General features: G+C 39.7%; 13 protein-coding genes. 6 read left to right on the forward strand and 7 right to left on the reverse strand.

The window, feature by feature from the left end; genetic code table 11:
* Positions 1 to 92 precede the first annotated feature (92 nt).
* From RMX69_RS26780 to RMX69_RS26795, 4 genes are all read left to right on the forward strand, one after another.
* Positions 93 to 1805, forward strand: a complete 1713-nt coding sequence (locus tag RMX69_RS26780; protein WP_289795028.1) for a diflavin flavoprotein — start codon at positions 93 to 95, stop codon at positions 1803 to 1805.
* A 350-nt stretch (positions 1806 to 2155) separates the two neighbouring features.
* The gene (locus tag RMX69_RS26785) at positions 2156 to 2404 is read left to right on the forward strand and encodes a class I SAM-dependent methyltransferase (RefSeq protein ID WP_322639236.1); all 249 of its coding nucleotides are present in this window, start codon (positions 2156 to 2158) and stop codon (positions 2402 to 2404) included.
* Between the two features lie 249 nt (positions 2405 to 2653).
* Positions 2654 to 2806 carry a hypothetical protein gene (locus RMX69_RS26790; RefSeq protein ID WP_322639237.1) on the forward strand — a complete coding sequence of 51 codons (153 nt, stop codon included), beginning with the start codon at positions 2654 to 2656 and terminating at the stop codon, positions 2804 to 2806.
* A gap of 144 nt (positions 2807 to 2950) precedes the next feature.
* On the forward strand, positions 2951 to 3496 hold the full coding sequence (locus RMX69_RS26795) for a hypothetical protein (protein ID WP_289795026.1): 546 nt from the start codon (positions 2951 to 2953) through the stop codon (positions 3494 to 3496).
* Positions 3497 to 3612: 116 nt separating this feature from the next.
* Here RMX69_RS26795 and RMX69_RS26800 read toward each other — a convergent pair whose 3' ends face one another.
* Positions 3613 to 4791: an extracellular solute-binding protein gene (locus RMX69_RS26800; protein ID WP_289795025.1), complete on the reverse strand. Its 1179-nt coding sequence runs from the start codon at positions 4789 to 4791 to the stop codon at positions 3613 to 3615.
* Between the two features lie 357 nt (positions 4792 to 5148).
* On the opposite strand from RMX69_RS26800, the gene RMX69_RS26805 reads away from it, so the two are divergent.
* Positions 5149 to 5520 carry a hypothetical protein gene (locus tag RMX69_RS26805; protein ID WP_289795024.1) on the forward strand — a complete coding sequence of 124 codons (372 nt, stop codon included), beginning with the start codon at positions 5149 to 5151 and terminating at the stop codon, positions 5518 to 5520.
* A gap of 337 nt (positions 5521 to 5857) precedes the next feature.
* Entirely contained in the window at positions 5858 to 5989 is a 132-nt protein-coding gene (locus RMX69_RS26810; protein ID WP_289795023.1) for a hypothetical protein, read from the forward strand.
* A 201-nt stretch (positions 5990 to 6190) separates the two neighbouring features.
* On the opposite strand, the gene RMX69_RS26815 is transcribed toward RMX69_RS26810, so the two are convergent.
* The 6 genes from RMX69_RS26815 to RMX69_RS26840 all read right to left on the reverse strand — a co-directional run bounded on the left by RMX69_RS26815 (position 6191) and on the right by RMX69_RS26840 (position 11157).
* A complete protein-coding gene (locus RMX69_RS26815; protein WP_289795022.1) occupies positions 6191 to 6937 on the reverse strand; it encodes a creatininase family protein in 747 nt (248 codons plus the stop codon).
* 393 nt (positions 6938 to 7330) lie between these two features.
* Positions 7331 to 7585, reverse strand: coding sequence for a cupin domain-containing protein (locus RMX69_RS26820; RefSeq protein ID WP_289799882.1), 255 nt, complete (start codon positions 7583 to 7585; stop codon positions 7331 to 7333).
* 40 nt (positions 7586 to 7625) lie between these two features.
* Positions 7626 to 7985 (reverse strand): Mo-dependent nitrogenase C-terminal domain-containing protein, encoded by a 360-nt coding sequence (locus tag RMX69_RS26825; protein WP_289795021.1) that lies wholly within the window; start codon positions 7983 to 7985, stop codon positions 7626 to 7628.
* 711 nt (positions 7986 to 8696) lie between these two features.
* Positions 8697 to 10154 carry a protein kinase domain-containing protein gene (locus RMX69_RS26830; RefSeq protein ID WP_289795020.1) on the reverse strand — a complete coding sequence of 486 codons (1458 nt, stop codon included), beginning with the start codon at positions 10152 to 10154 and terminating at the stop codon, positions 8697 to 8699.
* Between the two features lie 48 nt (positions 10155 to 10202).
* The gene (locus RMX69_RS26835) at positions 10203 to 10751 is read right to left on the reverse strand and encodes a GIY-YIG nuclease family protein (RefSeq protein ID WP_289795019.1); all 549 of its coding nucleotides are present in this window, start codon (positions 10749 to 10751) and stop codon (positions 10203 to 10205) included.
* A 79-nt stretch (positions 10752 to 10830) separates the two neighbouring features.
* Positions 10831 to 11157 (reverse strand): hypothetical protein, encoded by a 327-nt coding sequence (locus tag RMX69_RS26840; RefSeq protein ID WP_289795018.1) that lies wholly within the window; start codon positions 11155 to 11157, stop codon positions 10831 to 10833.
* Between the last annotated feature and the right edge of the window lie 443 nt (positions 11158 to 11600).

Genomic DNA, 11600 nt, shown 5'->3' on the forward strand with positions numbered 1-11600 from the left:
GGTGACAGGGGAAAGCAAAGAAAACTATCCCCTGTTTCCTACGATCTATACCCTATAACCTATTCCCTATTCCCTAACTTTATCCAACAGCTATGACCAATTCCAAGCCACGCGACGTACAAGTTCTACCAATTGCTACAAATACTAAAGCGATCAGAGCACGTAGTTGGTCACGTCTGCGGTTTGAAATTGAATACGCACTTGAAAGAGGTACTACCTCCAATTGCTATTTAATTGAAGCTGATAAAACCGCACTTATCGATCCACCGCCAGAAAGCTTTACCGAAATTTATTTAGAGGCATTGCGACAGACTTTAGATTTGCAACATTTGGATTATATAATCCTGGGTCATTTTAGTCCCAATCGAGTTGCAACCCTCAAAGCAATTTTAGAACTGGCACCACAGGTAACTTTTGTCTGTTCTCTTCCTGGTGCGAACAATTTGCGTGCTGCTTTTCTAGATCAGGATTTGAAAGTCTTGGTGATGCGGGGGAAAGAAACTCTGGATTTAGGCAAGGGTCATGTTTTAAAATTCTTCCCCACTCCTAGTCCACGTTGGCCGGAAGGACTTTGTACTTACGACCAGCAAACCCAAATTCTTTACACAGATAAGTTATTTGCAACTCATCTCTGTGGTGATGAAGTATTTGATGATAATTGGGAAGCACTTAAAGAAGACCAGCGTTACTACTTTAACTGCTTGATGGCTCCCCAAACTCCTCATGTGCAAGCAGCTTTGGAGAAAATATCAGATTTGCAGGTGAGAATGTATGCTGTAGGTCACGGGCCCTTAGTACGCACAGGCTTAATTGAACTTACCAAAGCTTATGGAGAATGGAGCCGTTCTCACAACGATCGCGAGATTTCCGTTGCCCTACTTTACGCTTCAGCTTATGGCAATACAGCGACTTTAGCACAAGCGATCGCTCTGGGACTAACTAAAGGTGGAGTCGCAGTCAAATCGATTAACTGCGAATTTGCTACCCCTGATGAAATTCGCATCAATTTAGCACAGTCAGAAGGTTTTATCATCGGTTCTCCTACCATCGGTGGTCATGCGCCAACTCCCATTCATACTGCTTTAGGGATTGTGCTATCGAGTGGTGACAACAGCAAACTCGCTGGGGTATTTGGTTCCTATGGCTGGAGTGGCGAAGCATTTGACTTAATCGAAGGTAAACTCCGGGATGCTGGATATCGCTTTGGCTTTGACACTTTGAAGGTGAAGTTTAAACCTGATGATGTCACCCTCAAGTTTTGTGAAGAATTAGGTACAGACTTTGCCCAAGCACTGAAAAAGGCTAAAAAGGTACGTGTACCACAACAAGCTGCTACTCCAGTAGAACAGGCTGTTGGTCGGATTGTTGGTTCCGTTTGCGTGGTGACAGCAAAACTTGGAGAAGTGTCTACCGCAATGTTAGGCGCTTGGGTTTCTCAAGCCACCTTTAACCCACCCGGAATAACAGTTGCGATCGCTAAAGAGCGAGCGATCGAATCTTTGATGTATCCAGGCGGTAAGTTTGCCTTAAATATTTTACCTGAAGGGAATCATCAAGACTACATGAAGCATTTCCGTAAATCTTTCGCGCCTGGGGAAGATCGATTTGCTAACTTTAGTACAGCAATTGCAGATAACGGCTGTACTATCCTGACTGATTCATTAGCATATTTGGAATGCTCAGTCAACCAACGTCTAGAATGTGGCGACCATTGGGTTGTGTATGCAACTGTGGATGAAGGTAAATTACTCAAGCCTGATGCTGTTACTGCCATCAACCATCGCAAAACAGGCACTCATTATTAGATACAACGTAATCGCCTGAGATTGAATATAGCCAAGGCGTTTGATGAGAAAATTCTCTTTTTTCTGTGATGGGCAAGATGCCATTGGCATCAAGTTAAGGCTGGTTCCCAAATGTCAAGTGACCTTTTGGCATTATCCCTATGCCATTTGCGAACAGCTTTAACAAGTCCCATTGAGCGATGATTTTCGACAAGCCAAGGTATAAGTTCTAACTGTGGGTTCTGCAAGCAGGAATCCCCTCCCCGCAAGCGGGGCTACCGTGTATACACAAGTCCTAAAAACCTAGCTTGATAGGACTTTCCTCGTTCCCAGGCTCCGCCTGGGAACCCATTCATTGAGTCTTTGACTCAATGTCTGACAGGAGGCAGCGTAAGCTACGTTCTTTATCTTTTCAATGCGTAAACAATCATGCACCCACGATGCTCGAAAAAGCAAGACAAAACTATCCCCATATCCGTTTTGATGTTGCGGATGCTAGTAACTTTCAAGTAGACAAGCCATTAGATGCTGTGTTTTCCAACGCTGTATTGCATTGGGTGAAAGAAGCAATAGCGCGTAGTTTACCGCCGCAGGCATCGCTTCCATCCATCAATTCCTAAAACCTGGAGGCCGTTTTGTGGCAGAATTTGGGGTAAGGGAAATGTACAGGCGATGCCACAGCTTTATACAGTGCTTTAGAATCCTTTGGTATCTCTCAAGCACAAGTAGAGAATCCTTCGTATTACCCCAGTATTGGTGAATACGCTAGCCTCTTAGAACATCACGGCTTTGATGTTATTTATGCTATCCTGTTTCCTCGCCCAACTCCCCTAGCAGAACGAGAAACTGGCATCGCAAACTGGATTAAAATGTTCGCCAGTCCTTTCTTAGCAGGACTTGCACCTGAGCAACAAATACAAATAATTCCCGTCGTCGAGGAATATCTGAGGCCAACACTATATCAACAAGGAACTTGGACAGCAGATTATCGAAGAATTCGTATAGTTGCCATTAAACTTTAGATTGTGCCCTAATTACGAATTATGAACTTGTACTGAGTTTCGACTGCGCTCAACTACCGCGTAGCCGTAAAGCCTGCGGCATAGCTACGCTTCGGGCGCAGCCTATCGTAGAGAAGTATTACGAATTACGAATTAGTATCAGTTATGCATATACCTAAATTGTGCGATCGCCCTTGGTGTTGGCGCAGCCATCGCCAGACATCATTTTCATTACTACTAACTATTACCCTCACAGCTTTACTAGCCCCGCCCTCACTAGCGCAAACCCGTTCAATACCATCACCTTCTAGTGCGCCTTTAGAACTAGACTTATTAACCAAGCCAAAAGACTATGTAATCACAGCTAACACCATTCATCCACAACGATTAACTGTTCCCAGTTTATGGTGGGCACAACAAAACTCCGAGAAAAAGCTATTGGATAATTGGATAGCATATCCAACTTCTGGCAAAGAACCTGCACGAGTAGACTTGATCGTGAATCAGCAAATTTGGAGTTTACTAGAGTATGTAGAGCGCTACGACTTCGTAAATCGCTTGGGTAGCGCCGCACGGAACTTTGGTTACAACGTCCGAGTATTTAATTATCAAAAAGAACCCTTGGCAACCTACACTTGCAACTTTAGTACAAGTCCAGCTTTATGCAGTATCCAAACCACTATTAAGAATAAGATAGGGTTACAGCGTTGACTCTAGTAAATAGTTAAGAGTTAGGAGTTAGAAATTGGGGGACATGAGGGAGAAATAAATTCAAAATTCAAAATTAAAGAACTTCTCTCTCCTACCTCTTCTTTCCCAATTCCCAATTAAACCTTAATTTTGGCGAATAAAGACTCGTATTGCTTTATTGCTGATGGAGGTAAGGGAAGTAAAAATTCGCTTTTATTGAAAATGTTGCGTAGGCGTAGCCCGTCGTAGACATCGCTCTCTAACAAACTCCATAATGGTTCTTGGATATCGGAAGCGGCAATATTTGTAGAAATTGGCGAATTAGTTTTAGTCAGCACCGAAATTTGTTTAGCTGTGCTTGGTTGCCAACAAAAATCAATCCATTGATCTGATAAAGTATTCTTAGTAATCCCTGCGGGACGTACCCATAAGTCCGCCCAAATTGCTGTTCCTGACTGGGGGATAACTGCGGCAAACTGCGGATAACGTCCTAAAACAGGCAATACATCGCTTGACCAACCAACCGCTAGCCAAGTGTCTTCCATAATTAGAGGTTCCAAATAGTTATTGGAACTGTAAAATTTCACCTGTTGGTTTAATATCTGTAATTCCTTTTCCAAGTCTGGTACTTGGTCAAGATTGTCTGTATTATAAGATTTTCCTAACTTTTTTAAGACCAAACCAATAACTTCTCGTGGTTGATTGAGTAGGGAAATACGCTGCTGCATTCCATCTCGCCACAAATCACTCCAATCTTTGGGTGTCCATCCCAATTTTCGGAACTTGTCACGGTTATAAACAATTACTGTACTACCCCACCTGTAAGGCGCACCCCACACCTTCCCTTGAGTATCCAAATTACCTTGGTCATTGCGCGTTACCAGTTGTTTCCATCTTTCATCTAAAGTAGACCACTGCTTTAATTGGTTTCCCTGTACTTCTTGGAGTGGTTGAATCAATTTCTGTTGAATAGCTGCTTGTAGCCAGTAATCTCCCAATGTTACTAGGTCTGCGTCAGCTGCTTTTTGACCTTGCCTAAAGGGTATAAAACGACTCCATCCCTGCTCATTGCTGGTCTTTGGCTTCTGCTGCCAATTTTGTAATTGCTGAAATAAATCCTGTATATGCTCAACTGGAGCAAACTTTAACTGCACCCGTTGCTGCAAACCTTTGTGGAACTGATTCACCACCTGGCCAGGTATAGAACCTTTTAATAACTGTACTTTTAGTTGCGTTTGCTTGTTTCCACCACAGCCAAAAAGCAGTTGTGAAAGTGCCAATGTGCTTGTACCTAGCAAAAAAGACCGTCGATCCATTGATTTTGGATTTTGAGATTTTTGATTATACCTAATATTAAGCAGAGATTCACCAGTGGTTGACTAGCTAAAAAAGTGGAGTTGGAGATTTATCAGTATTTTTTCTTGATAATACGGATAATTTTGAATATTTAGCTCAAATTAGCGAGATTTTTGTCAAATTAGTACCTAATGATTAATTTTTCTCCATAAATTTACTTGGTGGTACTTGTAGTGAAACCTTACTTGTATTGAGAAGTAATGACTTAAATGTCACATTTCCAGCAAAAATTATCAATACTTAAATAATCCATAAGTATCGTTAAGGTTGGGAGTAAATTGAATAACATAGAGAAAATGTACGAATAAAGGTATTAAATGGAGCTATTACAGCAGCAGATCCTGACTTTAAGCCAAAAGCTGGATGACCTGTGCCAAGTAATTGAGCAGCTTGATAGTAAAGTCACTCAAACTTTCTCAGAGTGTTCTTTAGCGAATACCCAAGCAAAGGATAATTGCCAACAAAATGGCGCGACTGGAGGCTACCAGTTTAAAGGAAGTAAAAATTTAAATCCAGAAATGGAACACAAAGATGTGTTGACAGATGGCATTTATCTAGACATGCATCGTCAAGCTGGAGATAATATAACACCAGAAATTCAAATACAACGACTGACAGCGCAGTTAACAGCAGCGTACAATCGCATTGCTGCTTTAGAAGAACAATTACTTAGAGAGAGAATTCATTAACTTAGCCTGAGTTCAACGAATTAAAAAATGGCTGGAGGTAGGGAATGCAAGCCTTTAGGTTCAATGTCGAATCATGGCTTTATGTCCATATGTTAAATATAAGCAACTAATCCAGCCATCAAATTGATAATAAACTTAAACATAATTATTACATATATTTACATAGAACCGCGATATATGTACGTTATAGATTTTAGGGAGTAACTCACTATGAAACAAAAAAACCAACCCTAAGACTAGTGTAGCTAGGGTATTTTATGCTTCAAAAAGCAAGCTTTTCTTATTAAAAGGAAAACAAGACCCTGTAGTACGAGAAGAGAGGCAAGCCGACCTAGATATGTTGGAATTAGCTGCTGCTACCGGAGAAATAGACCTGAAGTATTTGGATGAATCAGGGTTTTGTGCATGGAGTGAGCCAAGTTACAGCTATTACCAACGAGGTGAGCAAAAACGCTTAGTTAACAGCTAAGATAATTTACAGCATTTTCTATCTTTTTGAACCATAAGAAGGTAAAAATACGAAATTGAACTGATTTTACCCCGCTAGCATCTCTACAAGAATTCTGGATAACGCATCTTTAATTTCACCAGATATTTAATAACCTTTCTCAAGATATTTGATGCAGAGACACGATTTTACTCGCATCTCTACAATGTATTTTCATGAGTTTTATTCTGCGTTCACAAATTCAAAATATCCATTGCTAAGTTCTTTCACTGCTAAATCATAAAATTGCTTACCATGTTCTGGCGTTGCTAAAGCTGGATTTGATCCCATGCGTCCATCTGGATAACGCACTCGAAAGTCAGCAGCGTTATAAATCCTATGTCCACTTGCAACTTCTGGTGAAAGAGGTGCTTGCTTAATCACCTCTGGATAAACATACTGGGTGAGGGCTACTTCACTTGGCGTTGCATGAGAACCTTCTTGATCCCCATATAATTCTTTAGCTAGTTTATATACAGAACCGCACATAAACCAGTTTGCTACTTGACATTGCACCTGTTGAGCATTGGCAATCTGCAAATCTTCTAAATGAGCGTAGGTTTCTGAAAAAGCAGCTTTGAGGGTGGCAATATTACCACCATGTCCGTTAATAAAGTAGAATTTGCTAAAACCAGCTTTGGCTAAACAAGTTACATAATCTCGCACTACTTGAATTAAAGTGCTGGGACGCAGACTAATTGTGCCAGGAAAAGCAGTATGGTGTAGTGCCATGCCCACATTGATTGTAGGGCCAACGATCGCTTGAGTTGCATCACCTACACCGCCTGCGATCGCTTCTGCACAAATAGCATCAGTACCAATTAATCCCGTTGGCCCATGTTGTTCTGTGGAACCAATAGGGAAAATAATCCCCTTTGACTGCTGTAAATAAGCTTCGACTTCTTGCCAAGTACTTAAATGCAGTAACATTGTTAGTTATTTTCCTCAATAAAATTGCGGTGGGATGAAAGCTTTTGCTACTAAATAGCATCTTCCGTAACTAAACTCTCACTAACACAATTATGAACTCTCTGAATTTTCTGTGCTGGCGATCGCACAAGATCCCCGACTTCGCAAAAGTTGTCGGGGATCTTTGTTTACTGCCAAATTTAGAGAGAATTAAACGATCTATTTCTACGAATATTGTTTAGGGATGCAGTTGCAACAAGTTTCGACAGAGATGGATATAAGCAATTTACCGATTCTGCCATTTTATCCTACGATACTCGCCGCGAACTTTCCCATAATAGAAATCAAAATTGATTTATGAAATGTTGCTTTTCTGGATAATTGAGAAAAAAGTTGATCGACTTTGATTTTTGACTACTCAAAGTAATAATGCTTCTTTACGTCCTTCGTAATTTCCCATGTACAGGACATACCAGCCGGAAAAATCACTAAGTCGCCCTTACCCATTTGCACTGCTTCTCCGCCATCAGGAGTAACAAGTACGTCACCTTCCAAAAAATAGCAAGTTTCTTGAGAATCATAAGTCCAAGGGAATTTTGACACTTCCTTTTTCCAAATTTCCCATTTAAATACACCTAATTCATTGGGATATTCAAGTCTTAAGTTGATGCTAAATTTTAATTTCCATATTGTTTTTTTCCAGTTATATTCAGCAGTAAGATTGAATATCCTCTCCACACTGATCTACTAGATAACACAAAGCGCGAAAACGCAAGTAGACAAGTTCGTTATAAAGCGGATTCAGCTTGCACATTGGCGGAATATGAGCTATTTTACGGCCAAAAAGCATGATATCACGCTCGAATGGACACTGAGCAGGAATTAGTTTAGCAATAAATTTGGCTAATTTCCGATTCTGAATCTCAATTTTATCGAGCCATTGACGTAATGGTTGCAATAAATCTAATTTGGGTTGAGCAAATTGCTTTTTACTACCTATTTGATTCTTTTCTTCTAAAGGTTTAATAAAAGCAGGCAAAAAAATACGATGACTCTGTGTTTTAAGCATAGTTTTAGGCAAGGCTTTCCTTGTGTAGATGAACTATTTACCGATCAAAAACGTTCACATGTAATATTTTTGGTCAATTTGCATTGTGCTTGTAGATTCAGAAGCAAAGTAAGCATAATGCAAACAATTTACATGTATCTTTGGGAAGGGAAATGGTTTAACTAATTGTTATTTAAACCCACCAAATCATGAAGAACTGTCCCGTTAAATACAAAATAACAAAGAAAATATAAAAATGGCATTTCTTTGACTTAGAGATTTCTAATCTGTAAGATAGCAATCTTATATATTCAATATAAATACTTGGTTCTGGAACTGCCTAGTATCTAGAGATGTAGTTTATGGCATAAAAACACAGTTTTGTTCTGACCCTACATACATTTCGCTAGGATTAGCCCCTAATATCTTTTGATTTTAGAGTATTCAATATCCATACATTTGTCTGATACACTACACAAGATAACCTAGATATTATCTAATAAGTAGCAATAAATCGTTTGATAAGTCAAAACTAATATTAGGTTTACACAAAGGCAGAGGGCACTTGTACTGAGCAGTTTGACCCTTCAAGAACTCTTACAGTGAGCTTGCCGAACGGCTCAGAGAAATGCAGGTTTGCCAAAGCTATCTGCCAAACTACTAAATGTGAGATTTTGCCGTTGGTGCAGTCTCTAGTAGAGAATTATTGGTTATTCTGCTATAAAAAACTTATTATCTAAAATATCTTAGCCCAGTACTAACCTGATATTTACTGATATAATCTACATTTTGTTGCTCCAATTTTGACAGCAATTTAGCTGGAAATGTCTTTGGTGAATATTTAGGACGATACCAAGGTTGGTTATTAAAGTAATTTTGCAATTCAGTATTATCAAAACGGCGGCCATGAATGGCAAAAATCGAATTTCGCATAATATCTAGTTCAAAACCGCTCTTACTATCCAAATCTGCATCAGTTACAAGTCTTTGAGAAAGCCAGAGATAATTGTTGAGAGTTGTGGGATCAACTAGCGGTATTGATGTAGTCGCGGAAGGTGATTGAGTTGGAACAGATGGGGTAGTTGGTGTAAATGTAGGAGTTATCACTGGGCTTGTAACATTTGACGGTGTTTCTGAAGGCAATACCGTTTTATCTGCTATGGGTTGAGAAGATTTGGGTAACACTTGACTAATAATCACAGATGCACCAACTAACCCACCTGCTATCAAACTGCCCATGAGAATATTATTCTGCCTATTACTACTTTGAGGGCTAGGCTGTGGTTTGAGAGGCACTGTCTGAGGTGGCGGTGCAGAGACTATAGTCGGTTGAGTCAAGAGGGGTTGCGTCGGTGGAATTGGATTTGCTATGCTCTGCAAAGAATCCAGCATTGCTCTGGCTGTAGGATAGCGATCGCGCGGATGATAAGCGATCGCCCGATCGATTACTCTTGCCATAATTGGGCTAACATGACTGGCATACTGTCGCCAGATAATTTCACCCGTTTGAGAATCGGTTTCTAGTTGTTGCGCCTGTTTACCAGTGAGCAAATAAATTACCGTCATTCCTAAACTGTATAAATCACTAGAATAAACAGGTCTACCTGCGGCTTGTTCGCTCGGCATATAGCCAGGTGTACCAATTACAATGGAACTGGTAGGATTACCTTGAGAATTTACTACTGTTCCCATTGACTCCCGCACAGCCCCAAAATCAATCAGCACTGGTTTACCATCGCGATAACGCACAATAATATTATCTGGCTTAATATCCCGGTGAACGATATGTTTAGAGTGAACGTAATCCAGGACAGGTAATAAATTCATGAACAATTCCTGGATAGCACCTTCACTAAATAGTCCCTGCTTCTGGACTTTTTCAGTTAAGGTATCGCCTTCAACCCATTCTTGAACTAAGTAAAATTGTCCACCTGAAGAGAAGTAGGCATATAATGCCGGAATTTGGTCATTTGCGCCACCAAGTTCTTCTAAAATAGCTGCTTCGCGTTGAAACCTCTCTTGCACTAACTGGTAAATTTGGGGATTATTGTGAATCGGTCTTAGCTGTTTAACCACACAACGACGCTTTGAAGGCATATAGGTATCTTCAGCTAGATAGGTTTCACCAAACCCACCAGCACCCAGTGTACGGATAACTTGATAGCGATCGTTCAGCAGCTGTATTGTCATGGGAGATTACAAACGATATTCATAAGATAGTTTTCCCCAAAACTACCTTCATTTCAAATCTAGTAAACCTTCTTCTTTCAATTTAGGATTGAAACGAATCTGCATTTGCAAACCCCGCACTTCTAACAATTGCGTTGAAATTTCTGCTTCTACTCTCCGTGCCACGTTTTTAAGAACTTTTATTTGTGCTAATTCATCATTAGCTGGATTTTGATAACTTGCCTGTTCTTCAGGTGTCATTACAACTTTGACATTAATGGGATGAGTCCATTTTTCCTTGTTATCCCCATTACCACAAGGCACACTACCATTTTCAGCAATCCAAGCATTTTCAGTATTTTCTAAAATTGTGCGACTAGGACGTTCAATAGTTTGAATTTTGACCCAATAGCACTGCTGTGGCTGACGGACTAAATGCTGCTTAAGGCTAAGATAAACATCACGAGAGTATCCTACAAATTGCAGCACTTTTTCTTGGTCAAAGATAGCATATACACCAATTTTACCTTGAAATTGTTCGGGTAATTGGCCGCGATCGTCTATATAGGGAATATATTCCAGAGTTGCCAAAGAAGAAAGATTTGTTTCAGAAGCCATAGATCAAATATCAAACTTACTATTTGCCTTCAAAATTGAAAATTGCGAATTATAAAAAAGTTATCTTTAAAATTATTCATTACTCAATTAATTTTTGGTAAATTGCACAAAGGCGACTGGGCTTAAAAATCTTAGCACTGAACATGAAATTTGGTGGCACATTAATAATGACATACTCATCAGATTCATGATATTTTTCAAATTCCGCTGGCATTCCTTTAGTAGTAGTTAAGCTGTAAGGAACTGGTTGGAAAAGTAATTCTGTAAATTTAAGTCGCTTACACCCCAACTGTTGGCAAATTTGGTTCAAGAAAGCAACGCTTGTCAATAAATTGAATAGAGTTTCTTGAGCTTGAGCTTCAAGAGTGAAACTGCCATCAAAGCTATGAACTATTTTAAGTGACATTTTATTGTATTAATAGCTAGTTATTAACGACTAAATGATATGAGATAGGCAATATGTTACACATTATGAGGCAACTAAGTCTACTTTTTTGTGCAGATGTGTTTGGTGAAAAATAACAACTTTAAATGTTCAGCCTATTAGATTGTAAGACTTCTGTCAGCTACATAAGGAAGCTGCCATAGTTAATAATCGTGAAGTTTAACAAATGTTCAAGCATAGGTGATTTCTGCTTGCTCTGTGTTGAAAAAAATAAGCCTAATTCTTTGAAACATAATTAAATTTAGGTATCAGCAAGATCCATTTTGGCATTTTCTTGTGACGCGATCGCCATATCTAAATTTAGTTTTAGAAGTTAAAACCTTTCTTTATCTAGTCTACTTGTCGGTAAATATAGCAGTTGCCAAAGCCGTTAGGACAGTTTGCGGGAAACGCGTCTTCAACAG

Origin of the sequence: Nostoc sp. EspVER01, assembly GCF_034530635.1 — a bacterium.
Taxonomy (GTDB): Bacteria; Cyanobacteriota; Cyanobacteriia; order Cyanobacteriales; family Nostocaceae; genus Nostoc.

What these genes read in the sequence shown, in the direction of transcription:
- RMX69_RS26835 (WP_289795019.1), bottom strand. Translation starts at nt 10,751, where the DNA reads ATGGCTTCTGAAACAAATCTTTCTTCTTTGGCAACTCTGGAATATATT.
- RMX69_RS26810 (WP_289795023.1), top strand. Translation starts at nt 5,858, where the DNA reads ATGTTGGAATTAGCTGCTGCTACCGGAGAAATAGACCTGAAGTATTTG.
- RMX69_RS26795 (WP_289795026.1), top strand. Translation starts at nt 2,951, where the DNA reads ATGCATATACCTAAATTGTGCGATCGCCCTTGGTGTTGGCGCAGCCAT.
- RMX69_RS26815 (WP_289795022.1), bottom strand. Translation starts at nt 6,937, where the DNA reads ATGTTACTGCATTTAAGTACTTGGCAAGAAGTCGAAGCTTATTTACAG.
- RMX69_RS26790 (WP_322639237.1), top strand. Translation starts at nt 2,654, where the DNA reads ATGTTCGCCAGTCCTTTCTTAGCAGGACTTGCACCTGAGCAACAAATA.
- RMX69_RS26780 (WP_289795028.1), top strand. Translation starts at nt 93, where the DNA reads ATGACCAATTCCAAGCCACGCGACGTACAAGTTCTACCAATTGCTACA.
- RMX69_RS26800 (WP_289795025.1), bottom strand. Translation starts at nt 4,791, where the DNA reads ATGGATCGACGGTCTTTTTTGCTAGGTACAAGCACATTGGCACTTTCA.
- RMX69_RS26785 (WP_322639236.1), top strand. Translation starts at nt 2,156, where the DNA reads ATGTCTGACAGGAGGCAGCGTAAGCTACGTTCTTTATCTTTTCAATGC.
- RMX69_RS26840 (WP_289795018.1), bottom strand. Translation starts at nt 11,157, where the DNA reads ATGTCACTTAAAATAGTTCATAGCTTTGATGGCAGTTTCACTCTTGAA.
- RMX69_RS26825 (WP_289795021.1), bottom strand. Translation starts at nt 7,985, where the DNA reads ATGCTTAAAACACAGAGTCATCGTATTTTTTTGCCTGCTTTTATTAAA.
- RMX69_RS26830 (WP_289795020.1), bottom strand. Translation starts at nt 10,154, where the DNA reads ATGACAATACAGCTGCTGAACGATCGCTATCAAGTTATCCGTACACTG.
- RMX69_RS26805 (WP_289795024.1), top strand. Translation starts at nt 5,149, where the DNA reads ATGGAGCTATTACAGCAGCAGATCCTGACTTTAAGCCAAAAGCTGGAT.